The organism is Janibacter sp. Soil728 (assembly GCF_001428305.1).
Taxonomy (GTDB): Bacteria; Actinomycetota; Actinomycetes; order Actinomycetales; family Dermatophilaceae; genus Janibacter.
This window is the reverse complement of the sequence record NZ_LMRZ01000001.1, coordinates 233,505-258,721: the sequence shown is the minus strand read 5'-3', so window position 1 is coordinate 258,721 and position 25,217 is coordinate 233,505. Positions and strand designations below refer to the sequence as shown.

At 70.7% G+C, this 25,217-nt stretch carries 25 protein-coding genes and 1 tRNA gene; 14 read left to right on the top strand and 12 right to left on the bottom strand.

The annotated features are described in order from the left end of the window. Window positions 1-24: 24 nt before the first annotated feature. The 6 genes from ASG73_RS01220 to ASG73_RS01195 form a co-directional block, all read right to left on the bottom strand. Window positions 25-1,479, bottom strand: a complete 1,455-nt coding sequence (locus tag ASG73_RS01220) for a peptidoglycan D,D-transpeptidase FtsI family protein (RefSeq protein WP_055989631.1) — start codon at window positions 1,477-1,479, stop codon at window positions 25-27. Next, window positions 1,476-2,852, bottom strand: a complete 1,377-nt coding sequence (locus ASG73_RS01215) for an FtsW/RodA/SpoVE family cell cycle protein (protein WP_055989629.1) — start codon at window positions 2,850-2,852, stop codon at window positions 1,476-1,478. The genes ASG73_RS01220 and ASG73_RS01215 overlap by 4 nt, the downstream gene beginning before the upstream one ends. Next, window positions 2,849-4,084, bottom strand: coding sequence for a Stp1/IreP family PP2C-type Ser/Thr phosphatase (locus tag ASG73_RS01210; protein ID WP_055989626.1), 1,236 nt, complete (start codon window positions 4,082-4,084; stop codon window positions 2,849-2,851). The genes ASG73_RS01215 and ASG73_RS01210 overlap by 4 nt, the downstream gene beginning before the upstream one ends. Before the next feature lie 2 nt (window positions 4,085-4,086). Beyond that, window positions 4,087-4,584 carry an FHA domain-containing protein FhaB/FipA gene (locus tag ASG73_RS01205; RefSeq protein WP_055989624.1) on the bottom strand — a complete coding sequence of 166 codons (498 nt, stop codon included), beginning with the start codon at window positions 4,582-4,584 and terminating at the stop codon, window positions 4,087-4,089. A 28-nt stretch (window positions 4,585-4,612) separates the two neighbouring features. Continuing rightward, window positions 4,613-5,539, bottom strand: coding sequence for an FhaA domain-containing protein (locus ASG73_RS01200; RefSeq protein ID WP_235499319.1), 927 nt, complete (start codon window positions 5,537-5,539; stop codon window positions 4,613-4,615). A gap of 165 nt (window positions 5,540-5,704) precedes the next feature. Then, window positions 5,705-5,887: a hypothetical protein gene (locus tag ASG73_RS01195; protein ID WP_055989618.1), complete on the bottom strand. Its 183-nt coding sequence runs from the start codon at window positions 5,885-5,887 to the stop codon at window positions 5,705-5,707. 81 nt (window positions 5,888-5,968) lie between these two features. On the opposite strand from ASG73_RS01195, the gene ASG73_RS01190 reads away from it, so the two are divergent. Beyond that, window positions 5,969-6,883 (top strand): LysR family transcriptional regulator, encoded by a 915-nt coding sequence (locus ASG73_RS01190; protein ID WP_162253950.1) that lies wholly within the window; start codon window positions 5,969-5,971, stop codon window positions 6,881-6,883. Between the two features lies 1 nt (window position 6,884). Here ASG73_RS01190 and ASG73_RS01185 read toward each other — a convergent pair whose 3' ends face one another. Then, complete coding sequence (locus ASG73_RS01185) at window positions 6,885-7,382, bottom strand: DUF4188 domain-containing protein (RefSeq protein WP_055989612.1); 498 nt, start codon at window positions 7,380-7,382, stop codon at window positions 6,885-6,887. Between the two features lie 78 nt (window positions 7,383-7,460). On the opposite strand from ASG73_RS01185, the gene ASG73_RS01180 reads away from it, so the two are divergent. From ASG73_RS01180 to ASG73_RS01160, 5 genes are all read left to right on the top strand, one after another. Beyond that, complete coding sequence (locus ASG73_RS01180) at window positions 7,461-8,084, top strand: MerR family transcriptional regulator (RefSeq protein ID WP_055989609.1); 624 nt, start codon at window positions 7,461-7,463, stop codon at window positions 8,082-8,084. A gap of 81 nt (window positions 8,085-8,165) precedes the next feature. Continuing rightward, window positions 8,166-8,248 (top strand) — tRNA-Leu (locus ASG73_RS01175). 78 nt (window positions 8,249-8,326) lie between these two features. Then, entirely contained in the window at window positions 8,327-9,214 is an 888-nt protein-coding gene (locus tag ASG73_RS01170) for a crotonase/enoyl-CoA hydratase family protein (RefSeq protein ID WP_055989606.1), read from the top strand. Next, window positions 9,211-10,128 carry an acyltransferase gene (locus ASG73_RS01165; protein ID WP_055989603.1) on the top strand — a complete coding sequence of 306 codons (918 nt, stop codon included), beginning with the start codon at window positions 9,211-9,213 and terminating at the stop codon, window positions 10,126-10,128. The genes ASG73_RS01170 and ASG73_RS01165 overlap by 4 nt, the downstream gene beginning before the upstream one ends. Then, complete coding sequence (locus tag ASG73_RS01160) at window positions 10,125-10,412, top strand: hypothetical protein (protein ID WP_156466085.1); 288 nt, start codon at window positions 10,125-10,127, stop codon at window positions 10,410-10,412. Before ASG73_RS01165 ends, ASG73_RS01160 begins: the two co-directional genes overlap by 4 nt. A gap of 161 nt (window positions 10,413-10,573) precedes the next feature. Here ASG73_RS01160 and ASG73_RS01155 read toward each other — a convergent pair whose 3' ends face one another. Both ASG73_RS01155 and ASG73_RS01150 read right to left on the bottom strand, forming a co-directional pair. Then, a complete protein-coding gene (locus ASG73_RS01155; RefSeq protein WP_055989596.1) occupies window positions 10,574-11,173 on the bottom strand; it encodes a dihydrofolate reductase family protein in 600 nt (199 codons plus the stop codon). A 17-nt stretch (window positions 11,174-11,190) separates the two neighbouring features. Continuing rightward, window positions 11,191-11,739, bottom strand: coding sequence for an NYN domain-containing protein (locus ASG73_RS01150; RefSeq protein WP_055989593.1), 549 nt, complete (start codon window positions 11,737-11,739; stop codon window positions 11,191-11,193). Between the two features lie 132 nt (window positions 11,740-11,871). Between ASG73_RS01150 and ASG73_RS18080 the strand changes: the two genes are divergently transcribed. Continuing rightward, the gene (locus tag ASG73_RS18080) at window positions 11,872-12,009 is read left to right on the top strand and encodes a hypothetical protein (protein WP_200946639.1); all 138 of its coding nucleotides are present in this window, start codon (window positions 11,872-11,874) and stop codon (window positions 12,007-12,009) included. Window positions 12,010-12,043: 34 nt separating this feature from the next. Here ASG73_RS18080 and ASG73_RS01145 read toward each other — a convergent pair whose 3' ends face one another. Continuing rightward, on the bottom strand, window positions 12,044-12,625 hold the full coding sequence (locus ASG73_RS01145) for a TetR/AcrR family transcriptional regulator (RefSeq protein WP_055989590.1): 582 nt from the start codon (window positions 12,623-12,625) through the stop codon (window positions 12,044-12,046). A gap of 108 nt (window positions 12,626-12,733) precedes the next feature. Between ASG73_RS01145 and ASG73_RS01140 the strand changes: the two genes are divergently transcribed. The 4 genes from ASG73_RS01140 (at window position 12,734) to ASG73_RS01125 (ending at window position 18,287) form a co-directional block, all read left to right on the top strand. Further along, window positions 12,734-13,954 (top strand): acetyl-CoA C-acetyltransferase, encoded by a 1,221-nt coding sequence (locus ASG73_RS01140; protein ID WP_055989587.1) that lies wholly within the window; start codon window positions 12,734-12,736, stop codon window positions 13,952-13,954. 25 nt (window positions 13,955-13,979) lie between these two features. Continuing rightward, window positions 13,980-16,154: a 3-hydroxyacyl-CoA dehydrogenase NAD-binding domain-containing protein gene (locus ASG73_RS01135; protein ID WP_055989584.1), complete on the top strand. Its 2,175-nt coding sequence runs from the start codon at window positions 13,980-13,982 to the stop codon at window positions 16,152-16,154. A gap of 5 nt (window positions 16,155-16,159) precedes the next feature. After that, window positions 16,160-17,053, top strand: coding sequence for a CoA transferase (locus tag ASG73_RS01130; RefSeq protein WP_055989582.1), 894 nt, complete (start codon window positions 16,160-16,162; stop codon window positions 17,051-17,053). Window positions 17,054-17,123: 70 nt separating this feature from the next. After that, window positions 17,124-18,287, top strand: coding sequence for an acyl-CoA dehydrogenase family protein (locus ASG73_RS01125; RefSeq protein ID WP_055989579.1), 1,164 nt, complete (start codon window positions 17,124-17,126; stop codon window positions 18,285-18,287). Here ASG73_RS01125 and ASG73_RS01120 read toward each other — a convergent pair. Together ASG73_RS01120 and ASG73_RS01115 are read right to left on the bottom strand one after the other, a co-directional pair. Then, on the bottom strand, window positions 18,268-19,617 hold the full coding sequence (locus tag ASG73_RS01120; RefSeq protein WP_055989576.1) for an MFS transporter: 1,350 nt from the start codon (window positions 19,615-19,617) through the stop codon (window positions 18,268-18,270). The genes ASG73_RS01125 and ASG73_RS01120 overlap by 20 nt on opposite strands. Continuing rightward, window positions 19,610-20,203: an ArsR/SmtB family transcription factor gene (locus ASG73_RS01115; RefSeq protein ID WP_055989573.1), complete on the bottom strand. Its 594-nt coding sequence runs from the start codon at window positions 20,201-20,203 to the stop codon at window positions 19,610-19,612. The genes ASG73_RS01120 and ASG73_RS01115 overlap by 8 nt, the downstream gene beginning before the upstream one ends. A 106-nt stretch (window positions 20,204-20,309) precedes the next feature. Between ASG73_RS01115 and ASG73_RS01110 the strand changes: the two genes are divergently transcribed. The 3 genes from ASG73_RS01110 (at window position 20,310) to ASG73_RS01100 (ending at window position 25,211) form a co-directional block, all read left to right on the top strand. Continuing rightward, on the top strand, window positions 20,310-21,539 hold the full coding sequence (locus ASG73_RS01110; RefSeq protein ID WP_055989570.1) for an endonuclease/exonuclease/phosphatase family protein: 1,230 nt from the start codon (window positions 20,310-20,312) through the stop codon (window positions 21,537-21,539). Window positions 21,540-21,612: 73 nt separating this feature from the next. Beyond that, window positions 21,613-24,207, top strand: a complete 2,595-nt coding sequence (locus tag ASG73_RS01105) for a circularly permuted type 2 ATP-grasp protein (protein ID WP_082566909.1) — start codon at window positions 21,613-21,615, stop codon at window positions 24,205-24,207. After that, window positions 24,204-25,211: a transglutaminase family protein gene (locus ASG73_RS01100; RefSeq protein ID WP_162253949.1), complete on the top strand. Its 1,008-nt coding sequence runs from the start codon at window positions 24,204-24,206 to the stop codon at window positions 25,209-25,211. Before ASG73_RS01105 ends, ASG73_RS01100 begins: the two co-directional genes overlap by 4 nt. The last annotated feature ends 6 nt before the right edge of the window (window positions 25,212-25,217 follow it).

Genomic DNA, 25,217 nt, shown 5'->3' with positions numbered 1-25,217 from the left:
TGGTCTGGGGGTGCGCGGAGCCGGTCACTGGAGGGCCGCCTTCATGACGGCGGCGCTGATGGGGCCGGCGACCGATCCTCCGTAGGCCTCGTTGCCCGCGCGGCCGCCGTCCTCGACGACGACGGCGACGGCGATCTGGGGGTTGTCGGCCGGGGCGAAGCCGGTGAACCAGGCATGCGGAGGCAGACCCGCCCCGTGCTCGGCCGTCCCCGTCTTGCCGGCGACGCTGGTGCCGGACACCGCTGCCTGGGTGCCCGTCCCGCGCTCCACGACGAGCTTCATCATGTCGGTGAGCTGGTCGGAGGTCTTGGGCTCCATGGCCTTGGACAGCTGCTCCGGCTTGGTCTCGCTGATGGTCGACAGGTCGGACCCGAGCACGGACTGGACGAGGTGCGGCTTCATGACGACCCCGTCGTTGGCGACTGCCGAGCTGACCATGGCGACCTGGAGCGGCGTGACCCGGACGTCGTACTGGCCGATGCCCACCTGGGCCTCCTGCGCGGGGCTCATCTGCGCGGGCAGCGTCGAGGGCGTGACCTTCATGGGGACCTCGAGGTCGTCCCCGAAGCCGAACTTGCCGGCCTGCTGACGCATCGCATCGCCCCCGAGCTGCATGCCCAGCCAGCCGAAGGCGGTGTTGCACGAGTCCTGCAGGGCGGCGGCGAGGGTGACCTTGTCATCCGGTCCGCAGGCACCGGGGTGCGAGTTGGGCAGGCCGACCTCGGTCTGGGGCAGGTCGAGGACCGCGGGCCCGGGGATGGTCGAGTCCTCGCTCCACTGGCCGTCCTCGAGGGCGGCCGCGGCGGTCACGATCTTGAAGACCGAGCCGGGCGGGTAGAGGTTGCCGGTGATGCTCCGGTTGACGAGCGGTCGCGCCGGGTCCGAGTTGAGCGACTCCCAGGCCTTCTTCTCGACCGCGGGGTCGTGGCTGACGAGCGGCGTCGGGTCGAACTCGGGGTGGGAGACCATGGCGAGGATGGCGCCGGTCCGGGGGTCGAGAGCCACGACCGCACCGCGCTGGTCGCCCAGGGCCTCGTCCGCCGCCTTTTGGATCTTGGGGTTGATCGTCAGCTCGAGGCTGGCCCCCTTCGGCTCGCGTCCGGCGATGGTGCCGGTGAGTCGGTCGTAGAAGAGCTTGTCGTCCCGCCCCGAGAGCAGGCCGTCCTCGGCCTGCTCGATGCCGCCACCGGGGCCGTAGGTGAAGGAGTTCCAGCCCGTGATGTGGCTGTAGAGCCGTGGGTCGCTGTAGACGCGCTGCCACTGCAGGTCGTCGTCGGTCGGTGTGGAGCTGGCGATCGGCCGGCCCCCGATGAGGATCTGACCGCGCTCGCGGGCGTAGCTCTCGAGCTGGGTGCGACGGTTGCCGGGGCGGTCGTTGATGTCCTGCGAGCCGAGGACCTGGATCCACGTGCTCGACCCGAGCAGGAGGACGAAGAGCACTGAGACGAGCATGGACAGGCGCCGGATCGGTTGGTTCATCGGGCCTTCACCATCTGGGTCGGGGCGTCCATCGAGGCCGGGTCGAACTCGGGCTCGGGGCGGCGCGCGTGGTCACTGATGCGCAGCAGGATCGCGACGAGCGTCCAGTTGGTCAGCAGTGAGGACCCGCCGTAGGCGATGAAGGGGAGGGTCAGCCCGGTGAGGGGGATGACCCGGGTGACGCCACCGATGACGACGAAGACCTGGATGGCCAGGACGAAGGTCAGCCCGGTGGCCAGCAGCTTGCCGAAGCCGTCCCGCAGTCCGATGGCCGAGCGCAGACCACGCTCGACGAGCAGCGCGTAGAGCATGATGATCGCGAATATGCCGATGAGGCCGAGCTCCTCCGCGAGGCTCGTGAAGATGAAGTCGGACTCCGGCAGCGGCGTCAGCCACGGCCGGCCGCGGCCCAGCCCGGTGCCCGAGATGCCGCCGGCCGCCATCCCCATGATCCCCGTGGCGAGCTGCCCGCACTGCTGCATGCCTTCCTCGGAGAAGGTGTCGGTCCAGCACAGCACGCGGGTCTGCACGTGGGACGCGAACTGGTACACGACGAGCGCGCCGCCGGCGGCCAGGCCGAGGCCGAGGACGACCCACGAGATCCGCTCGGTGGCGACGTAGAGCATGGCCACGAAGAGCCCGAAGATGAGCAGCGTCGTGCCGAAGTCGTTCTCGAGCACGAGCACGAAGGCGGCCGCGAGCCAGGCGATCACCAACGGACCCATGTCCCGGGCGCGAGGGAAGGTGATGCCGAGGACCTTGTGCCCGGCGAGGGCGAGCATGTCGCGGGTCTGCACGAGGTACCCGGCGAAGAAGACCGCCAGCAGGATCTTGGCGATCTCGGCCGGCTGGAAGGTGAAGGCGCCGAGCTTGATCCAGATCTTGGCGCCGTAGACCGAGTGGCCGAGCGGGGTGAGTGGCAGCGCGATGAAGACCAGCGCGGCCAATCCGGCCGTGTAGGTGTAGCGACGCAGCACCCGGTGGTCGCGCAGCGCGATGAGCACCGCGAGGGCGATCCCGACGCCCAGCCCGGTCCAGACGAGCTGTCGCAGCGCCAGACCGGAGCTGAAGTCGCGACCTGCGGCCAGGTCCAGCCGATGGATCATCACCAGCCCGATGCCGTTGAGCAGGGTGACGATCGGGAGGATGATCGGGTCCGCGTACGACGCCCGCCAGCGCAGGACGAGGTGCACCGCGAGGGCGATGGCCGCGAGGATGCCGGTGTGCCCCAGGAGGTCCGCCGGGACCGTCCCCGACTCGGCGACGGAGACGTTGATGTAGGCGAGGATCACGACGCCGATCGCCAGCGCCGTGAGCAGCAGCTCGACATTGCGGCCGCGCGCCGGCGTGATGGTGGTGATCGCCCGCCTCATCGGCCGCAGGGCTCCCCGGTGGCCCTCAGCTGGCCGCACTTCTTGGCCGCGACGCGCAGGCTGTCGACCCGCTGGTTGGCGGCGGTCCGCGAGTCGACCGAGATGGTGGCCCGGACCTCGTCGCGGTAGAAGGACGGCAGCTCGGACAAGGGGATGTCGGTCTGGTCGACCGCGGAGTGCAGCGAGATGGGCCCCAGGTCCTGGGCGACGCCGCGGTAGACGGTCACCTGCCCGTCCTGGGCCCCGACGTAGTACTGCTGCTGGGTCCACGCATAGCCGGCATAGGCAGCGGCGCCGACGAGCAGGAGGGCCACGACGAGGGCGCCGATCCGACGCAACCACCGTCCTCCACGACTGGAGGAGCCCTCTTCGTCCAGCTCCACGCCTTCGTCATCGTCCTGGGCGGTCAGGGCGGCGGCGCGGCCCGCGGGGGAGTTGTCGACCCGCTTGGCGGGTCGCCTCAGGGCGGCGGAGCCGACGACCTGCGGCTGGGTGGAGGGGGTGGTGCTGGCCTCGACGACGTCGGCGACGATGACCGTGACGTTGTCGGGCGCGCCCGCGCGGATGGCCAAGGAGACGAGGGAGTCCGCGGCGCGTCCCGGTGGGGTGTCCCCGGCGAGGATCTCCTCGATCGTGTCGAGGGCGACGAACCCCGACAGTCCGTCGGAGCAGAGCATGTAGCGATCGCCCACCCGGGCCTCGCGGGCGCCCACGTCGGGCTCGTCGTCGGCCGCACCGGTGAGCACGCGGGTGACCACGGAGCGCTGGGGGTGGGTGCTGGCTTCCTCCTCGGTGATCCGGCCCTCGTCGATCAGGGTCTGGACGAAGGAGTGGTCCTTGGTCACCTGGGCCAGGCGACCCTCGCGCAGGAGGTAGGCGCGGGAGTCACCGATGTGCGCGATGATCAGCTTGTTGCGGGCACGCATGACCGCCGTGACCGTCGTGCCCATGCCCTCGAGCTCGGGGTTGTCCTCGAAGGTGCGGGCGATCTCCTGGTTGGCGGAGGTGATCGCCCGGCTCAGCTGGGTCGACGCCTCGGAGGCGGTGAGCGAGTCGTGGTCGATCTCGACGAGCTCGGTGATGACGGTCGCCGAGGCGATGTCGCCCCCGGCGTGGCCGCCCATGCCGTCGGCCACGACGAGCAGGTGGGGCCCCGCATAGCCGGAGTCCTGGTTGTCCTTGCGGACGAGCCCGACGTCTGAGCGGGCGGCGAAGTGGAAGGTCAGCGCCATCGTCAGCTCCTCAGCTCGATGACGGTGCGTCCGATGCGGATCGCCGTCCCGGTCTCGACGGGCACGGGGTCGCCGACGCGGTACTGACCCACGAAGGTGCCGTTGGTCGAGCCGAGGTCCTCGACGTACCAGCCGTCCTCGGCCCGCAGGATGCGAGCGTGGCGACCCGAGGCGAACTCGTCGTCGAGGACGAGGGTGCACTCCGGGTTACGGCCGATGAGCACCCCGGAGTCACGAAGGGGGAGAGAGGTCCCGGTCAGCGGCCCGGTGGTGAGCACGATCTGGGTCGGGATGCGCGGGTTGCGCTGCGGCCGAGGCGTATTCGGCTCGGCGACCGGGCGACCTGCCGAGCGCGCGGGCTTCTTGGCGGGTGCGGGGCGCCGCGTGACGACCCTGGTGCCGAAGAGGTCCGTGCGCAGCACCGAGGCGACCGACATGACGAACACCCACAGGAGCACGAGCAGGCCAAGGCGCAGCACGGTGACCGTCAGCTCGCTCAACTCGGATCTCCTGTAGTCAGTGGACCGGTCAGCGCCGGCCGGCGTGGAAGATGGCGTGGGTCCGGCCCACGGTGATGCGATCACCCTCGGTGAGGGGGGCCGCATCGGTGCGCTCGCCGTTGAGGAAGGTGCCGTTGGTCGACCGCAGGTCGCGCAGGTGCGACACGAGGCGCGGACCGTCATGGGTCACCCGGACCTCGCAGTGTCGGCGGGAGATGCCGGGATCGTCGAGGACGACGTCGGCGCTCTCGTCGCGGCCGAGGACGGTCATCGCGGCGATGAGCGGGTAGCGCTCGCCGTCGACCTCGAGCCACGGGCGGTCGTGGACCGACACCGGGGTCGGGGCCGCGCGGGGCGGCTGCGCACGGTGGACCGCAGTGGCTGCATCGGCGACGGGTGCCGGGGCGGGGGCGCGCGGTGGTGGTGGGCGGGGGACGGTCTGCTCGGGTGCGGCGACGGGCTCGACGTCCTCGTCGGACATCTCCCAGCCGCCGGAGTACTCGTCGTACCCGTCGTCGTCGTCGTAGCTGTCGCCGGACTGCTCGGCGGCGAGGGACGGGGCCCCGTCGGCGCGATCGACTCGCTGACGGGCGGTGGCCGGACGCACCCGGAAGACGCCGGTCTCGAGCTCCTCGTCCTCGTGGAAGAGGACCTGGAGGGGACCGCCGGGCTGGTAGCGCTGCGACTCGGCGTGCTCCTGCGCGGCGGCGATCAGCTCGTCCTCGAGCTCCTCGTCGAACTCGGTGAGGCGCTCGTAGTCGCTGGGGGCCAGCTCGACGGTGAAGAGGTTGGGCACGATCGTGCGTCCCCGACCCAGCATCGTGGCGCGGTCGTCCATGGCACGACGCAGCGCGGAGGCGAGCTCGAGCGGCTGGACCTCGGCGCGGAAGGCGCGGGCGAAGACACCGTTGACGGTGCGCTCGAGCTTGCGCTCCATACGTTCGAAGAGGCTCACGCTTTCCTCCCTTCGGGCAGGCGTCGGCACGGACATGAGTCCGGCGATCCTAACGGCGGACCCTGTGGGATCGCTGCATCCGCGCCGTCACGCACCAAGGAGATTCGCGTGCCCTGGTCGCTGTGCAGGCGCGCAGCGACCGTCTCGAACCGAGGCGAAGGGAGGTCAGTGCGCCCTGGGTGCTCGCAGGGTGAGCCCGAGGCGGTGCCAACGCGACGGGCGCGCCGCGGGAAGGTCGGTGCGGACGGGCGCGCGCCGGGTGTCGTCCTGGGCGGCGGCACGCAGTTCGGCGACCAGGCGGGCCTGGTCACGATCGACGGGGGCGAAGGGGGAGGAGTAGTGGCTCATGGGTCCAGCCTCCGCTCGAGGACCATGAAGGACAAGCGAAGATTATCGACGGACCATTCGGTCCAGGCGTACAGTATGGAGATGCTCGACATCAACCGCCTCAGGGTCTTCCGCGCCGTCGTCGCCAATGGTTCGGTGCAGGGCGCCGCCCGTCATCTGGGCTACACGCCGTCGACGATCAGCCAGCACATCACCGCGCTGCAGCGGGAGACGGGACTGGTCCTCTTCGAGAAGGCCGGGCGCGGCATCGTGCCGACCCCGACGGGTCGGCTGCTCGCGGCGGAGTCGGAGGAGGTGATGGGCAGCCTCTCCCGCCTGACCGGCATGGTCGACGACCTGCGTGCGGGGCACGCCGGGTCGCTGGACATCGCCTCCTTCAGCTCGGCGGCGCAGGCGTGGCTGCCTGGGGTCGTCCGGCGGCTGCGCGAGGAGTTCCCGGGTCTGGTCATCGACCTCGCGCTCAACGAGTGGGCCGACCGCGACACCCGTCCGGCCCCGGACATCGACGTGTGGGTCGAGGACGTCGACAGCGAGCCGCGAGAGAATCCGGGGCAGTGCCGTCAGGTCCTCGCCGAGGAGGCCTACGTGTGCATCGTCCCTGCCGACCACGCGCTGGCCGGCCGGGGTGAGATCGGGCTGGTGGACCTCGCGGGCGAGACCTGGGTCCGCGACGACCGCGTCGCGACCATGTGCAGCCGCATCATCGGGCGCGCGGCGACGGCCGCTGGTGTCGAGCCCAACTACGTCGCCCGCTCCGACGACCACCACACGGCGATGGCCTTCGTCGCGGCCGGCGTGGGCGTCGTGGTCCTGCCGCGGCTGGCGGCGCTGTCCGCGCCCGCTGGCACCGTCACGCTCGAGCTGCACGAGCCCACCCCGCGTCGCCGCATCGTCGCCCTGACGCGCGACTCGTCCGAGGGCAGGCCGGCCGTCCAGCGCGCGCTCGCCCTCCTCGCCGAGGTCGCCCGGGGCGTGGACGAGCAGCGCGCAGCGTAGGTCAGGCGACCTGCGAGCCCAGGCGCTCGCGGGCTCCCCGGCCTCGCCGGGTGGCCTCGGCCGTGCCGGTCAGAGCTCCGAGCCCGGCGCTCGCCCCGTTGCCGTAGAGGGTCTCGATGCCGCTTGCCGGGACGGCGAAGGTCTCGTGCCAGATGCCGACCGCGTCGGGGTGCTTGCGGGCCACGGCGTTGAACTTCTTCCACGCCGGCAGGTGCTGGGCATCGGCCGACGAGGCGTAGCGGTAGAGGTCCTCGGTGCTGCGCCAGTACTGCACGACCCACGGGCCGCGTCGCCCCATGAGCGTGTGGGCGCCGAGGAAGCCGAGGTCCTCGGCCTCGCCCCGGTCTGCGGCCGCGCGGTTGCGGGAGAGCTCGGCGATCATCCGGGGCATGGCGACGAAGGGGGTCCACCACAGGTCGGGGCGGTGCGGCTTGCGGATCGTCATGCCGATGTTGAAGACGACGACGTCGCCCTCGTGGGCGTGGGTCTGCTGGCGCATGGTGTGTCCCCCGATGTTCTGGATAGTGGTGGTCTCCAGTATTGGTGATCGGTACTATCCAGCGCAAGAGGTGAGCCGATGAAGATCTCCGAGCTGTCGACCGCGACCGACGTCCCCGTCGCGACGCTCAAGTACTACCTGCGCGAGGACCTGCTGCCCGCGGGCGAGCAGCTGAGTCGGACCAGCGCCGCCTACGGCGAGGAGCACGTCGAGCGGGTCCGGCTGATCCGTGCGCTGACGAGCGTCGGTGGCCTGTCGGTCGCGACGACCCGTCGGGTCCTCGAGGTCATCACCCAGCCCGGCGCTGGCCGGGTCGACGTCCTCGGGGCGGCGCAGCGGGCGCTGCTGGGTGAGGACGCCGTGGTGGTCCCGCCGTGCGTCGACCGGGAGGTCCCGCCGTCGCGGGCGCGGTCGTGGCTGACCGACATGGGCTGGCAGGTCCATCCGCTCGACCCGGTGATCGACGACCTCGATGCCGCCTGGGATGCCTGCGAGGCGGCCGGGCTCGGCCTTGACGAGGAGCGGATGACCGCCTACGCGGACGGGGTGCTCCGCATCGCCCGGGCGGACGTCGACTCGGTGCCGCAGGACCCGGCGGCCGCTGTCCGCCAGGTCGTGCTCGGCACCGTCCTCGTCGACCCGGTCCTCGCCCCCCTTCGCCGCCTCGCTCAGCAGCACCTCACCGTGGGCGAAGGGGGTTGACCGCTCGCTTTGGGGATCGGGCCGGTCATGGGGCACAATGAGACGGCTCGTGCGCCTCACGGCGTGCAGGCACCACTCTCTGCGCGAGTGGCGGAACGGCAGACGCGCTGGCTTCAGGTGCCAGTGTCCGAAAGGGCGTGGGGGTTCAAATCCCCCCTCGCGCACACGTCACGAAGGGCGTCCCACCAGCTGGTGGGACGCCCTTCGTCGTGGTGGCACGGGACGTGCGGCAGAGTCGGGCCATGAACTACACGACGATCAGCCACGAGATCGAGGACGGGATCCTCACCGTCACCCTCGACCGACCGGACCAGCTCAACTCCTTCACCCTCGAGATGGCCGACGAGCTCGAGCGGACCTTCCGCGAGGTCAACGACGACGACACCGTGCGAGCCATCATCGTCACCGGCGCGGGGCGGGCCTTCTGCGCCGGCATGGACCTGACAACGGACGGCAACGTCTTCGGTCTCGACGAGACGATGAGCCCGTCGCTGGCCGACATGGACCGGCTCGACGACCCCGCCCTCATCGCCGGGGTGCGCGACACCGGCGGACGGGTCACGCTGGCGATCCACGACTGCCGCAAGCCGGTCATCGCCGCGATCAACGGTGCTGCGGTGGGCATCGGAGCGACGATGACGCTCGCCATGGACGCCCGCCTGGTGTCGAGCAGGGCCCGGGTCGGTTTCGTCTTCGGGCGCATCGGCATCGTGCCGGAGGCCGCGTCGTCGTGGTTCCTCCCGCGGATCGTCGGTCTTCCGGCAGCCCTCGACCTCGTGCTCTCCGCCGACATCCTCGACGCGCAGGCCACGGTCGACGTGGGCCTGACCCAGGGGCCGCACCAGCCCGAGGACCTGCTCACGGCTGCCCGGGCGCTCGCCGATCGCTGGACGAAGGGGAGGTCCCCCGTCGCCGTCGCACTGGCCCGACAGATGCTGCGCCGCAACGCCGCCCAGGACCACCCCGTCGAGGCCCACCGGGTCGACTCGCTGGCCATGTGGCACACGAGCGTCGGAGACGGCAAGGAGGGTGTGGCTGCCTTCCTCGGCAAGCGGGATCCGGAGTTCGCCGGACGTGCCTCGCAGATGCCGGACTTCTACGACGAGTGGGTGGGGGCTGGTCGCCGATGATCAAAGAGGTCATCAGGTCCTACGACGACGTCGCGCAGGTGCGCGACAACGTCGTCCACCTGCGCGAGACGGAGGGCTCGTCCTTCCAGTCCAGCTCGATCGCCTTCTTCGGCACGGGCAATGTGCTCTACGTCGAGGACGGCGCCAAGCTGAAGAGCTGCACCCTGCGCTTCCGGGGCAACGACTCGGTCATCCACATCCGGGCCTCCAACCGGACGACCCAGATCAAGGTCACCACCTACAACGAGTCGGTCCTCTACCTCGGACCCAACGCGTCCTTCACCAGCCCTGCACGAGCACTGCCGAGCGAGCGCACCCACGTCATCATCGGCGCCGACGCGATGTTTTCCCACGAGGTGACCTTCCGCACCGCGGACCCGCACCTCGTCTACTCCGCCACGACGCACGAGCGGATCAACCCCAGCCGCTCGATCTGGGTGGGCGACCACGTGTGGTTGGGGCAGGAGTCATTGATCCTCAAGGGCGCGCACATCGGCTCCGGATCCATCCTAGGGGCCAGGTCGGTGCTGACCAAGGACGTCCCGTCCAACGCGTCGGCGGCCGGCTCGCCGGCGAGGGTCGTCGGCTCCGACATCTTCTGGACACGACCGTCCGTGCACACCTACACCCGCGCGCAGACCCTCAAGAGCCAGAAGCACGCGGGCGACGAGTTCATCTACCGCCCGGGCCCGGGCGTACTCGACCCCGAGAGGCTGGAGGCCGAGCTCGATGCCGCCACGAGCGCGCAGGAGCGGGCCGAGTGGTGCCACCGGCTGGATGCCCTGACCGCGAAGGACCGCTTCTACCGGAGCGCGGAGGGGCCTGGGGCCCCGGGCGCGGGCGTCACGAGCGTCGCGCCGTCCGAGAAAGGAAGCCGTCGGCGCAACCTGAGCCGCGCCCTGGGTCGCGGATGAGCGTGCCTCCGGCGCCCGGGCCGGGGCCCGGGTTGCCCCATCCGGCGACCCCACCCACCCCGGACCGAAGCGGGCGCAGGGCCGCCGGAATCGTGCTGGCGGTCCTCGGGGTCTTCGTCCTCATGGGTGGTGTCCTGGTCCTCCTGTGCGGTGGCCTCGGGTACGTCATGACCAACGGCTCGCTGGACACCGGAGCGGGCGCCATGCTGCTCGTCGGCCTCCTGGTCATGGTGCTCGGGGTGGGGATGCTCGCCGCAGCGCTCCTGGCCCTGCGCGACAGGTGAGCAGACGGCCCGCGCCCGCGAGGTGACCTCGACTACTCGCGGGTACGACGTGCAGTTGATGGAGGGTGGCGATCAGGAACCCCGGAATTCCGGGCTTCGCATCGGCCGTGATTGGACAACTGGTAGTCGTACCCGCAGGTAACTCTCGGTGCAGCCAGCGATCAGCTGCGCACCGGGCGATAGGTCACGTGCGTGACGAGCGAGGTGGTCCGGACCGACACCCGCTCGAGCCGCTGCGGCGGGACGCCCTCGAAGAGTCGCTCCCCGGCACCCAGGACACTCGCCGTCACGTGGAGGCGCAGCTCGTCGAGCAGCCCGGCGGCGAGGAACTGGTTGACCGTGCTCGCCCCACCTGCCACGGAGATGTTGCGGTCGCCCGCCGCGGCGCGCGCCCGCTCGAGCGCCACCTCGATGCCGTCGGTGACGAAGTGGAAGGTCGTGCCGCCCGCCATCTCGATCGGTTCGTGGGGGAAGTGCGTGAGCACGAAGACGGGCCCGTGGTACGGCGGTTCGTCTCCCCACCAGCCCCGCCAGTCACGGTCCCACTCGCCACGGACGGGACCGAACATGTTGCGCCCCATGACCGTCGCGCCCGAGTCGAGGATCGCGTCGATCTCGGCCTGGTTCTCCTCGGGGGCGTCGAACATCCACGCGTGGAGCGCGCCCTCGGCGATCTCGCCCATGGGGGCCTGCTCGCTCTGGCGCGGCCCGGCGGCGAACCCGTCGGCGGACACGGCGATGTCGGTGTAGACGATGCCCACGGCGGGGCCCCCTTCGATCAGATGAACTCGAGCGGGTCGAAGTCGTCGATCTCGATGACGCGGACGCGCGGCAGGCGGCTCTTGAAGGCAGAGACGTCGTACTCGAGGTCGAAGAACTCCACCCCCGGGACCTGCTTGAGCCCGGTCGCCATGAACTCGCTGAAGCCGACGATGCCGACGCGACGGTCGTCGTCCTGGGCCAGCGCCTCCATCTGGGGGGTGAAGTCGTTGTCGTGGCTGACGAGCATGACGTCGGCGTCGCGCTCGATGAGCGCCTCGGCCGTGCGCTGGATCGCGATGTCGACGACCTTGCCCTCGCCGCGCAGCGGGACGGGGCGGTAGCCCATCGCGAGCAGGGCCTGGACGAAGGAGGCGGGCAGCTCACCGGCGACGGCGAGGAAGAACAGGCCCTTGACCGGCTGGCCCCAGGCCGCCTCGGTGTAGTCCAGCAGCGTGTTCCACCGCGGCCGCTCCTGCGGCTCGGGGCGCCGTCCGAGGACCGAGACCCCCAGGGTGGCGTCGATGTTTTCCCCGTCGACGAGGAGGTAGGTGCTGCGCTCGGTCATGCTCAGACCTTACTGCGAGGCGGCCCCACCGCGAGGCGGCCGTCAGAAGTCGTGTGCCATGCCCACCATCATGGGATCCGGCCTTGCGCCCTCTAGGCTGGACGGGAACTCGACGAAGGGAAGTGGCCCGCGATGTGCATGCCCGTCCAGTGCGGCAGCTGTGGCAAGACGACCTGGTCCGGATGCGGTGAGCACGTCGCGGACGTGCGCGCCCAGGTTCCGGCCGACCGCTGGTGCCAGTGCCCGCAGAACGCCGACCCCAAGGCCTGAGAGGGCCCATCGAGAGGGTTGCCTCGCACCCTCCTCAGGGGCCGGGACGGATGGTGACGTGCACCTGCGGCTCGGGGCCCTGCGCCCCTGACAGCGCCCACAGCCGGCCGAGGGCCGGCTGGAGCAGCCAGGCGCCGAGCTGGCGCACCAGCACCGTCACAGCCTGCTCCGTGACGGGCGCCTGACTGGCTCCGATCCCGTGGTCGCGCAGGTGCTCGGTCTGGGCGACCTGCTCGGCGAGGATCTTGCGCACCAGCCGGGCATCACCCGCGCCGGGGGTGACGACGACCCGCCGCAGGTAGTCGACGGCGTGCGGGTTGCGGGCAAACATCCCGTTGACTGCCGAGTCGCGTGCCGCGACCACCTCGGTCACCGTCCCCTCGAGGGGGACCGCGCCCAAGGTCTCGCTGAAGAGCCCGACGACCCAGTCCTCGACGGCCTCCTGCAGACCGTCCTTGCTCCCGAAGTAGTGGCCGACCAGTCCCGGGGCGACCCCTGCGGACCGGGCGACCTCGCGCAGGCTGGTCGCCGCGACACCTCGCTCGGCGAAGAGGGCCAGCGCGGCGCTGCGGATCCGCTCGCGGGTGTCACCCGCTGCAGTGGCCCGTGAACTCATGGGGACCTCCCTTCGATGTGATGGTGAACTCTTTGCACACCATTGCACAGGTGTTCAACGAGTGCGTAGGGTGACTGAAAACCATCGTTTCACCGAAGGAGCCGGTCCATGCCCGAGCAGCCCCAGGCCGTCATCTATGACGCCGTCCGCACCCCCCGTGGGAAGGGGAAGTCCTCAGGCTCCCTCCACGAGGTGAAGCCGATCGACCTGACCGTCGGTCTCCTGAACGCCGTGCGTGAGCGCAACCCCGGCCTCGACGCTGCCCAGATCGACGACCTCGTCATGGGCATCGTCTCCCCGGTCGGTGACCAGGGTGCCGTCCTCCCGCGGATCGCCGCCCTCAAGGCCGGCTACCCCGAGCCCGTCGCCGGCGTGCAGCTCAACCGCTTCTGCGGCTCCGGCCTCGAGGCCATCAACCAGGTCGCCGCCCGGGTCCGCTCCGGCTTCGAGGACCTCTTCCTCGCCGGTGGCGTCGAGTCGATGTCCCGCGTGCCCATGGCCAGCGACGGCGGGGCCTGGGCGATGGACCCGGCCACCGCGCTCGCGACCGACTTCGTCCCCCAGGGCATCGGCGCCGACCTCATCGCGACGGTGGAAGGCATCGACCGCGCCGAGGTCGACCGCTTCGCAGCCCAGTCGCACGCCCGCGCGGCCGCCGCGTGGGACGCCGGCTACTTCGACAAGTCCGTCATCCCGGTCAAGGACGCCAGCGGCATCACCATCCTCGCCCGCGACGAGACGATCCGTCCCGGCACGAGCGTCGACTCGCTCGGTGGCCTCAAGCCCTCCTTCGCCGGGATCGGCGAGCAGGGCGGCTTCGACTCCGTGGCACTCGAGAAGTACCACACGGTCGACCGGATCAACCACGTCCACCACGCCGGCAACTCTTCCGGGATCGTCGACGGTGCCTCGCTGATGCTCATCGGCAACGAGAAGACCGGCCAGGAGATGGGCCTGACCCCCCGGGCCCGCATCATCTCCACGGCCGTCATCGGTTCCGAGCCGACGATCATGCTCACCGGCCCGGCCCCGGCCTGCCGCAAGGCGCTGGACCGCGTCGGCATGACCGCCAAGGACATCGACCTGGTCGAGATCAACGAGGCCTTCGCCGCGGTGGCGCTGAAGCTCATGCGCGACATGGGCTGGAGCGAGGACCAGACCAACGTCAACGGCGGCGCGATCGCCATGGGCCACCCCCTCGGTGCCACGGGGGCGATGATCCTCGGCACGCTCGTCGACGAGCTCGAGCGCCGGGACCTCGAGCGCGGTATCGCCACCCTCTGCATCGGCGGTGGCATGGGCATTGCCACCATCGTCGAGCGCGTCTGAACCAGCGGATAGGAACCGAAGAACCATGAGCGAGAACATGATCCGTTACGAGCGCGACGACGAGGGCATCGTCACCCTGACGATGGACGACCCCGACGCGGGCGCCAACACGATGAACGCCACCTACAAGGCCGCGATGGGCGAGACCATCGACCGGCTCGAGGCAGAGCGTGACGACATCACCGGTGTCGTGCTGACCTCCGCGAAGAAGACCTTCTTCGCGGGTGGCAACCTCACCGACCTGCAGAGCACCACCCCTGAGACCGCCGGTGAGTTCTTCGCCGAGATCGAGGGCATCAAGTCGCAGCTGCGTCGCCTGGAGCAGCTCGGCAAGCCGGTCGTCGCCGCCATCAACGGTGCTGCACTCGGTGGCGGCCTCGAGATCGCGCTCGCGACCCACCACCGCATCGCCGTCGACGACCCCAAGATCAAGCTGGGCCTGCCCGAGGTCGGCCTCGGCCTGCTCCCCGGCGGCGGCGGCGTCACGCGCCTCGTGCGGATGCTCGGCATCCAGGAGGCCCTCATGGGCTGGCTCCTGCAGGGTCAGCAGCGCAACCCCGCAGCCGCGCTGGACAAGGGCGTCATCGACCAGCTCGTCGCCACCCGCGAGGAGCTCGTCCCCGCTGCCAAGCAGTGGATCCGTGAGCACAAGGACGACGAGGCCGCGGCTGTGAAGCCCTGGGACGTCAAGGGCTACCGGATCCCGGGCGGCACCCCGTCGGTCCCCAAGTTCGCGGCCAACCTGCCCGCCTTCCCCGCCAACCTGCGCAAGACCCTCAAGGGCGCCCCGACCAAGTCGCCCCGCGCGATCATGTCGGCCGCGGTCGAGGGCTCGCAGGTCGACTTCGACACCGCCAGCCGCATCGAGTCGCGCTACCTCACCGAGCTCGCCGCGGGTCGTGAGTCGACGGCCATGATCCAGGCCTTCTTCTTCGACATGCAGACGATCAGCAGCGGCAAGCTGCGTCCGTCGGGCGTCGAGAAGCGTCCCGTCGCCAAGATCGGCGTCATCGGCGCCGGCATGATGGGAGCAGGCATCGCCTACTCCGCCGCCATGTCCGGCATCGAGGTCATCCTCAAGGACGTCACGGCCGAGGGCGCAGCCAAGGGCAAGAGCTACTCCGAGAAGCTGCTGGCCAAGGGTGTCGAGCGCGGCAAGATGGACCAGGCCAAGGCCGACACGGTCTTGGCTCGCATCACGCCGAGCACCGACGTGGCCGACCTGGCCGGCGTCGACGCCGTCATCGAGGCCGTCTTCGAGGACTACGACCTCAAGGAGAAGGTCTTCTCTGAAATTGAGGCCGTCGTCGGTCCGGAGACGCTCCTGTGCTCCAACACCTCGACCCTGCCGATCACCTCGCTCCAGGGCTTCTCCAGCCGTCCGAAGGACTTCATCGGCCTGCACTTCTTCTCCCCCGTGGACAAGATGCAGCTCGTCGAGATCATCCGCGGTGAGCAGACCTCCGACGAGGCTGCCGCCCGGGCGATCGACATCGTGCAGCAGATCCGCAAGATCCCGATCGTCGTCGGTGACGGCCGTGGCTTCTACACCAGCCGCGTCTTCGGCACGCTGATCCTCGAGGGCGCGACCGCGCTCGCCGAGGGCATCGACCCGCAGTTCGTCGAGCGGGCCGCGACGCAGGCCGGCTTCCCGGCCCCGCCGCTGGCGATGCTCGACGAGGTCTCGCTGACCCTGACCCAGCACATCCGTGCGGAGGCCGACAAGGCCGCCGCCGCGGAGGGCAAGACCCTGCCCAAGGGTCCGGGCGAGGAGCTCATCGACACGATGGTCGGGCTGGGTCGCAAGGGCCGCGCAGCCGGTGCTGGTCTGTACGACTACCCGGTGGAGGGGCCCAAGGTCCTGTGGCCCGAGCTGCGTGAGCGGTACGGCAAGGGCACCGAGATCCCCTTCGAGGACCTGCAGGACCGGTACCTCTTCATCATGGCGCTGGAGACGGCCGGCTGCTTCGAGGACGGTGTCCTCACGGACGCCGTGTCGGCCAACATCGGCGGCATCTTCGGTATCGGCTTCCCGCCGCACACCGGTGGTCCGGCGACCTTCATGACCAACTACGAAGGGGGCCTGGCCGGCTTCGTCGCTCGGGCCGACGAGCTCGCCGACACCTACGGTGAGCGGTTCCGCCCGAGCGCCTGGCTCACCGAGCGTGCCGCCAAGGGCACCCTCGTGGACGAGGCCTGAGCGACATGTCCGAGACAGGACCTCTGGCAGGTGTCACGGTCCTGTCGATCGCCATCAACCTGCCCGGTCCGGCCGCAGTCTCGCGGCTGGCCGGGCAGGGGGCGAGCGTCGTCACGGTCCTCCCGCCGAGCGGGGACCCGATGGAGCAGTTCGCCAAGGCGTACTACGACGAGCTGCACGTCGGGCAGGAGGTGCGTCGGGTCGACCTGAAGTCGCCGGCCGGGCGCGCCGTGCTCGACAAGCTGCTGGCCACCGCCGACATCTTCGTCACCTCCTCCCGTCCGTCGGCGCTCGCGCGCCTCGGGCTGGACTTCGAGTCCGTGCACGCGAGTCACCCGCAGGTCTGCCAGGTCGACATCGTCGGCTACCCCGGTGACCAGGCGGAGATCGCCGGTCACGACCTCACCTACCAGGCCGGTACCGGGCTGCTGGGCGAAGGGAGCATGCCCACCGCCCTCGTGGTCGACCTCGCCGGGTCCGAGCGGGCCGCTGCCGAGGCCTCGGCAGCGCTCGTCGCCCGGGCTCGCCTCGGGGAAGGGGTGCGCCGCGAGGTGCCCCTGTCCGACCTCGCCCACACGATGTCGCGCCCGCTGGCCCACGGCCTGACCGCTCCGGGCGCGTTGCTCGGTGGTGGTCTGCCGGCCTACGGCATCTACGACACCGCCGAGGGCAAGATCGCGCTCGCGGCGCTCGAGCCGCACTTCACGACGGCGCTGCTCACCGCCCTTCGTCTCGAGCCGCAGGACTGCACCCGGGAGCGCCTCGAGGCGGTCTTCGCCGAGCGCCCCGCTGCTGACTGGCAGACCTGGGCGGACGAGCACGACATCCCGCTGACCGCACTTCGCTCACCGGGTCTCGAGGCTTCGTCGCAGAGCTCCTCGCACCTCGACCAACGTTGATCGAGGTGTGAGGCCGCCTGCGGCCGAGCCTCGAGATCCCCAGACCGTCCACCCATCGAGAGAGGCAACGATGCCCGAGATCCTCCAGCCCCAGCCCTATGTCTCGCCGTGGATGAAGGACGAGGTGTCCGATGTCTGCGACCTGGCGCGCACCTTCTTCAGCCGTGAGGTGACTCCCCACCAGGAGCGCTTCGCCGAGCAGCACCAGGTCGACAAGGAGACCTGGCTGGCGGCGGGTGCAGCGGGGCTGCTGTGCATCTCGATCCCCGAGGAGTACGGCGGCGGAGGGGGCAGCTTCGCCCACGAGGCCGCGGTGATCTGGGAGCAGGGGCGGGCCGGTGACGACGCGCTCGGGTACTCCGTGCACTCCTCGATCGTCGCCCACTACGTGCTGACCTACGGCAGCGAGGAGCAGAAGCAGAAGTGGCTGCCGCGCATGGCCTCCGGTGAGCTGATCGGTGCCGTCGCGATGACCGAGCCCGGCACGGGCTCGGACCTGCAGAACATCAAGACCACGGCCAAGCGCGATGGCGACGACTTCGTCGTCAACGGCTCCAAGACCTTCATCACCAACTCCTCGCACGCCGGCCTCGTGGTCGTCGTCGCCCGCACGGGTGGCTCTGGGGCACAGGGCATCTCGCTCATCGTGGCCGAGGTCGACGGTCTGGACGGCTTCGAGCGGGGCCGGGTGCTGCACAAGATCGGGATGCACGGGCAGGACACCCGTGAGCTCTCCTTCACCGACATGCGCGTCCCGGTTGCCAACCTCCTCGGCGAGGAGGAGGGGCAGGGCTTCTACCAGCTCATGGCGCAGCTGCCGCAGGAGCGGCTGGCGATCGCGGTGGGTGCCGTCGCATCAGCGGACCTCGCGGTCGATCTCGCCACGTCGTACACCAAGGAGCGCACCGCCTTCGGCAAGCCGATCTCGGCCTTCCAGAACACCCGCTTCACCCTCGCCGAGGTGAGCACCGACGTCCTCGCCGCGCGCACCTTCCTCGACTTCTGCATCGGTCTGCACATCGACGGCACGCTCGACGCGGCCACCGCCTCGCGGGCGAAGTACTGGACGACCGATGTGCAGTGCGATGTCATCGACCGCTGCCTGCAGCTCTTCGGCGGGTACGGCTACATGATGGAGTACCCGATCGCACGCCTGTACGCCGCGGCCCGCGTGCAGAAGATCTACGGCGGGACCAACGAGATCATGAAGGAGCTCATCTCCCGCACGCTCTGAGCGCCGCGACGCGTGCCGGGCGGGAACGCTCGGCGCGCAGGGCGGGCAGCAGGCACCAGACGCCACCGAGGCCGAAGGCGCCCGCGGCCGCCATGGCTGCCGGCGTCGAGACGCTCTGCGCCAGCAGACCGGCCAGCGGCATCGTCAGGGCCGTGAACCCGAAGGCGGACATCGAGGCCAAGGACAGCACCGTCGAGCGGTTGCTCGCGCTCGCCTCGCGGTGCAGCAGAGCACTGTAGGCGGGGCCTTGCATGCCGTGCGCGGTGTAGACGAGCAGGTGGGCGACGACGAGGCCGACCGGTCCCATGGCCAGCGCCATGCCGATCGTCAGCACGCTGTGGACCACCCGACCGAGGATGGCGGCGCGGGCCACACCCCAGCGCGCCGACGACTTGCCGCACAACCACGCGCCGACCGCGAAGACGGCCCAGGCACCCGCCGCGAGCGGCCCCATGACGACGCCGGCTCGCTCCTCGCTGCCGAGCAGCTCTGCCATGCGCACCGGGGTGAGGGCCTCGCTCGCGATCATCGCGGTGCTCCAGAAGCACTCGAGCAGCACGAGCCCGCGCAGCACGGGGTTGTGCCACAGCAGCCGCAGCCCGGACCCGATGACCCCCGGGGTGTCGCGGGCCGACTGCGCCGCCCGCGCCAGCCCGGACGAGTCCAGGTGGGTCGTGGGCTCACGCATGAGGACGACGACGGCGATCAGGTGCACGACGGACAGGACCAGGCAGACGACGATCGGCAGCCACAGGGCGGAGTGCGACTCGACCGGATGCCAAGCGACGAGACCGCCCGAGAGGAGTGCGCCACCGGCGATCGCCAGGCCGAGCATCGACGTGGAGCGGGAGAGGTCCTGGTCGACGTCGGCTCCGGGGTTGCTGGCATGGACCGTGTCGACGTACCAGGCCTCCAGAGGTCCCGAGTCGAGCGCGCGGAAGATCCCGGTGAGCACCGAGGCCACGACGAAGGCGGCGAAGGAGTGTGCCACCAGCAGCGCGAGCATCGACGCGACATTGGCGACCGCGGCCGTGATGAGCACCGGACGGCGCCCGAGCGCGTCGGCGAAGCCCGAGGTCGGCAGCTCCAGGGCCAGGACGGCGATCCCCATGACGGCGGATGCGGTCAGCGCCTGGGCGAGGGTCAGCCCCCGCTCGAGCTGCCACAGGGTGAACAGGCCCACGACGAAGCCGATCGGCAGCCAGCGGGTCGCGGTGAGGGTGAGGAAGACGCGACGGGCGGCGGTGGGGGAGAGCGCCCTTCGAGACGGTCGCGGGGCGACCTCCTCACGGAACGGGGGGTGCTCAGGGAACGGGGGGTGCTCAGTCATCGCTGCCCTCCCAGGCGGCCTCGTCCTCGGTGGGGAAGCTCGAGACGATGACCGCATAGCGGCGCTGACCGTCCTCCAGGGCGCCCGGCGTGGGCGGATGCTCCTCGAGCACCTCCCAGACGAGCCGCTCGAAGCGGGACTGGATCGCCGCCGCCTGCTCGGCCGTCACCGGTACCTGCAGGTCGCTGATCGAGGTGAGCGGACGCCACTCGTCGCTGTCGCCACCCCGCCGGGCCGCGGCCGCCTGCATCCGGCTCGCCGAGTGGGTCACGGCCAGCTGGTGGAAGGCATCGGTGGCGTCCCTCCCTTCGTCCGTGGTGACGTCCTCGTCCCGGACGGAGGTCATCAGGCTGGCCGCCCGCCACCACCGCTCCCGCTTGTTGCCCAGCTCGGGTGCCTCCTCGATGAAGCCGTGCTCGGCGAGCTGGCGCAGGTGGTAGCTCGTCGCGCCCGAGTTGAGGCCGAGGCGGCGGGCCACCTGGCTGGCGGTGGCCGGGCCGAGGGTGCGCAGCATGCCGAGCAGCCGCATGCGCACCGGGTGGGAGAGCGCGCGCAGCTGGGTGACATCGGGGATGACGGAGTCCATGGGAGCGAGGATAGACCGCAAAGAGATGTTTGCAAAGAGGTATTTGTAGATGAGTGTTCGTGCTCTCGTCAGGCGGTGTTCTCCCTTCGCACCTAACGTCACCCGCATGACCCGACTCCACAGGTATGCGGCGCTGACCGGCGCCGCCGCGCTCGCGCTGACCGCGAGCCCCGCTCTCGCACATGACCGCCCGGCGCGGCAGGGGGACGGGCAGCACACGCAGGCGGTGCGCTTCGCGACTTTCAACGCCTCGCTCAACCGCGGGACCGAGGGCCAGCTGGAGCAGGACCTGGCGACCCCCGACAACGAGCAGGCGCGCAATGTCGCCGAGACGATCCAGCGGGTCGACCCCGACGTCGTCCTGGTCAACGAGTTCGACTACTCGCCGGAGGCCGCCGAGCTCTTCCGCGACAACTACCTGGCCGTCGGCCAGCGCGGCGCCGACCCGGTGGAGTACCCGTACCACTACATCGCGCCGAGCAACACGGGCGTGCCGAGCGGCCACGACCTCAACAACGACGGTCGGGTCGGTGGTGGCGATGACGCCTACGGCTTCGGGCTCTTCCCCGGGCAGTACGGGATGGTCGTCTACAGCAAGTACCCGATCGACACCCGCAAGGTGCGCACCTTCCAGCAGCTGAAGTGGCAGGCGATGCCGGGCAACCGCATCCCCACGGACTTCTACTCGCCCGCCGAGCAGGCCGACCTGCGGCTGAGCTCCAAGAGCCACTGGGACCTGCCGATCGAGATCGGCAACCGGACCGTCCACTTCCTCACCAGCCACCCGACGCCCCCCACCTTCGACGGGCCCGAGGACCGCAACGGTCGGCGCAACGCCGACGAGATCCGCTTCTGGGCCGACTACGTGAGCGGCGGCCGGCAGGCGCGCTGGATCCGTGACGACGAAGGGGGCCGAGGCGGCCTCTCGCAGGGCACCAGCTTCGTCATCGCGGGCGACCAGAACGCCGACCCCAACGACGGCGACAGCACCGACGACGCGATCCACCAGCTCCTCGACCACCCGCGGGTCAACACCTCCAGGACCCCCACGAGCGAGGGCGCGGTCGAGGCCAGCGAGCAGCAGGGCGGCATCAACACCGAGCACGTCGGTGACCCGGCGCAGGACACCGCCGACTTCGCCGAGCCGCCGGGCAACATCCGCGTCGACTACGTGCTGCCGAGCCGGGACCTGCCGATCCGTGACGCCCGGGTCTTCTGGCCCACGAGCGAGGACCCGCTGTCGCGCCTCACCGGCAGCTACCCCTTCCCGACGAGCGACCACCGGCTGGTCTGGATCGACACCGAGGTCGGCGGGGGCCACGGCCAACGGGACTGACCCCCCTTCGCCCCACGGTGCGAGCGGGTGACGGCGTTGCGGTCGCAGGCGCCGAGCGCGTTAGTGTCGAAGCATGTCCTCTGTGGCCCTCGGTGACCAACACCTCGACCTGATCGACGACTACCGCGAGGTGGTCACGAGCAGCGAGGGAGTCGACGAGCTCGTCACCCTCGACGGGGTCCGCGAGGCCTCCCAGCCCCTCGCCGACCAGATTGCCGAGGCCGGCCTGCCCGCACTGCTCGCGGCGCGCTCGGCCACCCGACGCTTCGTCGCCGATGACGGCATCACCTACGGCGCCGGGGTCTCCCCGGAGGACAGCGAGGCCCCCGAGGGCCGCCAGATCCCCACCGAGCCGCGCGAGTGGGACCTCGACCCCCTCCCGCTGACCTTCGGGCCCAGCGAGTGGAGCCGCCTCGAGCAAGGGGTGCGGCAGCGGGCCGTGCTGCTGGACGCCCTGCTGACGGACCTCAGCGGGGAGCAGCGGCTCGTGCGCTCGGGAACCCTGCCCGGAGCGGCCGTCTACGGGCACGACGGGTGGCTGCCCCAGGCCGACGGCATCCGCCTGCCCGGGCCGAAGCAGCTCGTCATGCCGGCGATGGACCTCGCCCGCGACCGCAACGGGACCTGGCAGGTCTTCGCCGACCGGACGCAGGCCCCCAGCGGCGCCGGCTTCGCGATGGCCAACCGCCGGATCATCGCCCGCGTCCTGCCCGATCTGCACCGCAGGGTCGACCTGGCCCGCCTGCGCGGGTTCTTCTACCAGGTGCAGAAGGCGCTGGTGGCCGCGGCCCCGGAGACCGACGACATGCCGCGCATCGTCATCCTCACCCCCGGTGCCCTGAGCGACACCGCCTTCGACGAGGCGCTCCAGTCGACCGTGCTCGGTGTGCCGGTGGTCGAGTCCGAGGACCTGGTCAGTCGTGACGGCCGGATCTGGATGCGCACGACCAGCGGGCTCTCCCCGGTCGACGTCATCATGCGGCGCATCGAGGGTGACGCCATCGACCAGCTCGACCTGCGCGGTGACTCCCGCCTGGGGCTGCCCGGTGTCGTCGAGGCCGCCCGCCTGGGCAATGTCTCGATCGTCAACCCGGTCTCCTCCGGCGTCCTGGAGAACCCCGCGCTCATCCCGTACCTGCCGCAGATCTGCCGCCAGGTGCTCGGTGAGGACCTCAGACTCGCGTCGACGCAGACCTGGTGGGGCGGCGACCCCACGCACCTCAGCCACATCGTCAACCAGCTGGGGAGCCTCGTCGTCAAGCCGGCCTCCCGCACGGGCAACACCAACAGCGTCTACGGCTGGGAGCTCACGGCGCAGGAGCGCGACGAGCTGGCCATGCGCATCCAGTCCGAGCCCTGGCGCTGGACGGCCCAGGACCCGATGACGATGTCGAGCGCACCGGTCGTCACTGCCGGTGGCCTCGAGCCGCGCAGCGTGGTCCTGCGGACCTTCGCCGTCGCCGACGAGGACGACTACGCGGTCATGCCCGGCGGCCTCGGCAGGGTCGCCGTGCGCCCCGACTCCGGGACGGTCTCGAGCCTCACCGGCGCCACGAGCAAGGACGTGTGGGTCCGCGTCGACTCCGACACCACACCCCGCGAGGGCGAGATCCACAGCGTCCCGAGCCTGCTCGAGGGCAGCTCGCCGTCCGGCTACGCCGCACCCTCGCCCCGCGTCGCGGCGGACCTGTACTGGATGGGTCGCTACGCCGAGCGGGCCGAGGCCGCGGCCCGACTGCTGCGGGTGGCCGACAACCTCGTCGACGACCACGCCGCCCGCCCGGGCACCACCGGCCACACGGCGATGCTCGCGATCCTCGAGGCGGTCACCGAGGTCATGTCGGTCCACCCCGGGTTCATCGGTGACGAGGGACAGGCACGCCGCGAGGACCCCCTGCCCTACCTGCGCGAGCTCACCCTCGAGCCCCGCATCGTCGGGTCGGTCGCCTACAGCACCCACCGGGCGGTGATCGCGGCCCAGTCCGTGCGCGAGACCCTCTCCGTCGACACCTGGCTGGTCATGTCCCGCCTCGAGCGGACCCTGCAGCACAGCGTCCCGCAGGACGACCTGCAGGAGCTGCTCATGGAGACCATCGAGGGCCTCCTGGCGCTCGCCGGGATCGGCGTCGAGTCGTTGGTCCGCGACCCGGCGTGGGCCTTCGCCGACGCCGGCAAGCGGGTCGAGCGCGCCCAGCAGACGATCCGCTTGCTCGCGAGCGTCCTGGCGGTCGAGCGCACCCCGGTCGTCGAGGGGACGACCACGGAGTCGGCGCTGCTCGCCGCCGAGTCGGTCATCACCTATCGCCGCCGCCTGACCGCCGGGCTCGGTGCGATGTCCGCGCTGCAGGCCGCGGTCGACCTGCTGCTGCGCGACGTGAGCAACCCGCGCTCGGTCGCCTTCCAGGTCCAGCGGCTCGTCGAGGACCTCGAGCTCATCGAGGACGAGGCCGCGCTCCCCGCGGTCCGCGGGCTCGCGGACCGGATCGCCGGGCTCGACCTCGACGAGCTCTTCACCGACGGGCACCGACCGCTCGCTGCGGCCCTGGGGCAGGTGGGTGGCGATCTGCGCTCGGCGCACCAGGCGATCGATGGCGCGTACTTCAGCCGCAAGGAGCCGGGGCGCAGCGTCCAGTGGGTCCAGTGGAACGGCGGGGAGGGGTCCTGGTGAGCGCCACACCCTCCCGCCCCCCGGCCCCCGAGCCGGTCGTCACCGGGGACCCTCTGGTCCCCGTCATCAAGCCGGAGCACCACACCCTTCGGCAGTACGAGGTGCGCCACCGCACGACCTACACCTACGAGGAGTACGTGACCGACTCCTTCGGTCGGGCGCTGTTGCGCCCGAGGGAGACCGATCAGCAGCGGATCATCGGGCACACCGTCGAGATCACGCCTGAGCCGCACATCCTCACCGAGCACGTGGACCACTTCGGCAACCACTCGAGCTTCTACGAGGTGCGCACCCCGCACACGGTGCTCGACGTCTACAAGCGCAGCCTCATGGAGATCGAGTGGCCAGCGCCGGACATGGATCGGCTCAACGCGTGGACGGTCGCCGAGGTGGCCGAGCTCGTCGCCGCGGGTGAAGGGCTGGACCGGGCCGAGGCGGCCCAGTACCTGCTGCCCTCCCAGCTGGTCGAGATCGCGCCCGAGGTCGTGGCCTACTCCGCGGGGATCCTCCCGCCGGACCGGCCCTTCGGCGAGGGGCTCGTGGCCCTCTACGCCGACATCTACCGCGACTTCACCTATGCCAAGGGCACGACGAGCGTCAAGACGACGCTGCCGGAGCTGCTCGCCCAGCGCGAAGGCGTCTGCCAGGACTTCGCCCACCTCGCCGCCGGCTGCCTGCGGGCGGTCGGCATCCCCGGGCGCTATGTCTCGGGGTACATCGAGACGCGCCCCCCGGCCGGGGAGGTCAAGCTCGCGGGTTCGGACGCCTCGCACGCCTGGGTCGCCGCGATGACGCCGGAGGGGGACTGGGTCGACCTCGACCCGACCAACAACCACTTCGCCGACTCGCGCTACATCGTCACCGGGTGGGGGCGAGACTTCCGGGATGTCTCGCCGCTCAAGGGCGTGATCTTCGGCGAAGGGGGTGGCTCCAGCCTGAAGGTCGGCGTGGACGTCATCCCTCAGGACGGGTCCGACCCACGCGCTGACGCCCCGCCGAAGTAATCTGGC

Bases quoted from the DNA above. Each gene is read 5' to 3' on its own strand.
- ASG73_RS01220 (WP_055989631.1), bottom strand. From the start codon at position 1,479: ATGAACCAACCGATCCGGCGCCTGTCCATGCTCGTCTCAGTGCTCTTC.
- ASG73_RS01110 (WP_055989570.1), top strand. From the start codon at position 20,310: ATGACCCGACTCCACAGGTATGCGGCGCTGACCGGCGCCGCCGCGCTC.
- ASG73_RS01160 (WP_156466085.1), top strand. From the start codon at position 10,125: ATGAGCGTGCCTCCGGCGCCCGGGCCGGGGCCCGGGTTGCCCCATCCG.
- ASG73_RS01140 (WP_055989587.1), top strand. From the start codon at position 12,734: ATGCCCGAGCAGCCCCAGGCCGTCATCTATGACGCCGTCCGCACCCCC.
- ASG73_RS01180 (WP_055989609.1), top strand. From the start codon at position 7,461: ATGAAGATCTCCGAGCTGTCGACCGCGACCGACGTCCCCGTCGCGACG.
- ASG73_RS01135 (WP_055989584.1), top strand. From the start codon at position 13,980: ATGAGCGAGAACATGATCCGTTACGAGCGCGACGACGAGGGCATCGTC.
- ASG73_RS01195 (WP_055989618.1), bottom strand. From the start codon at position 5,887: ATGAGCCACTACTCCTCCCCCTTCGCCCCCGTCGATCGTGACCAGGCC.
- ASG73_RS01125 (WP_055989579.1), top strand. From the start codon at position 17,124: ATGCCCGAGATCCTCCAGCCCCAGCCCTATGTCTCGCCGTGGATGAAG.
- ASG73_RS01120 (WP_055989576.1), bottom strand. From the start codon at position 19,617: ATGACTGAGCACCCCCCGTTCCCTGAGCACCCCCCGTTCCGTGAGGAG.
- ASG73_RS01165 (WP_055989603.1), top strand. From the start codon at position 9,211: ATGATCAAAGAGGTCATCAGGTCCTACGACGACGTCGCGCAGGTGCGC.
- ASG73_RS01190 (WP_162253950.1), top strand. From the start codon at position 5,969: ATGCTCGACATCAACCGCCTCAGGGTCTTCCGCGCCGTCGTCGCCAAT.
- ASG73_RS01210 (WP_055989626.1), bottom strand. From the start codon at position 4,084: ATGGCGCTGACCTTCCACTTCGCCGCCCGCTCAGACGTCGGGCTCGTC.
- ASG73_RS01150 (WP_055989593.1), bottom strand. From the start codon at position 11,739: ATGACCGAGCGCAGCACCTACCTCCTCGTCGACGGGGAAAACATCGAC.
- ASG73_RS01115 (WP_055989573.1), bottom strand. From the start codon at position 20,203: ATGGACTCCGTCATCCCCGATGTCACCCAGCTGCGCGCGCTCTCCCAC.
- ASG73_RS01105 (WP_082566909.1), top strand. From the start codon at position 21,613: ATGTCCTCTGTGGCCCTCGGTGACCAACACCTCGACCTGATCGACGAC.
- ASG73_RS01215 (WP_055989629.1), bottom strand. From the start codon at position 2,852: ATGAGGCGGGCGATCACCACCATCACGCCGGCGCGCGGCCGCAATGTC.
- ASG73_RS18080 (WP_200946639.1), top strand. From the start codon at position 11,872: ATGTGCATGCCCGTCCAGTGCGGCAGCTGTGGCAAGACGACCTGGTCC.
- ASG73_RS01145 (WP_055989590.1), bottom strand. From the start codon at position 12,625: ATGAGTTCACGGGCCACTGCAGCGGGTGACACCCGCGAGCGGATCCGC.
- ASG73_RS01170 (WP_055989606.1), top strand. From the start codon at position 8,327: ATGAACTACACGACGATCAGCCACGAGATCGAGGACGGGATCCTCACC.
- ASG73_RS01130 (WP_055989582.1), top strand. From the start codon at position 16,160: ATGTCCGAGACAGGACCTCTGGCAGGTGTCACGGTCCTGTCGATCGCC.
- ASG73_RS01185 (WP_055989612.1), bottom strand. From the start codon at position 7,382: ATGCGCCAGCAGACCCACGCCCACGAGGGCGACGTCGTCGTCTTCAAC.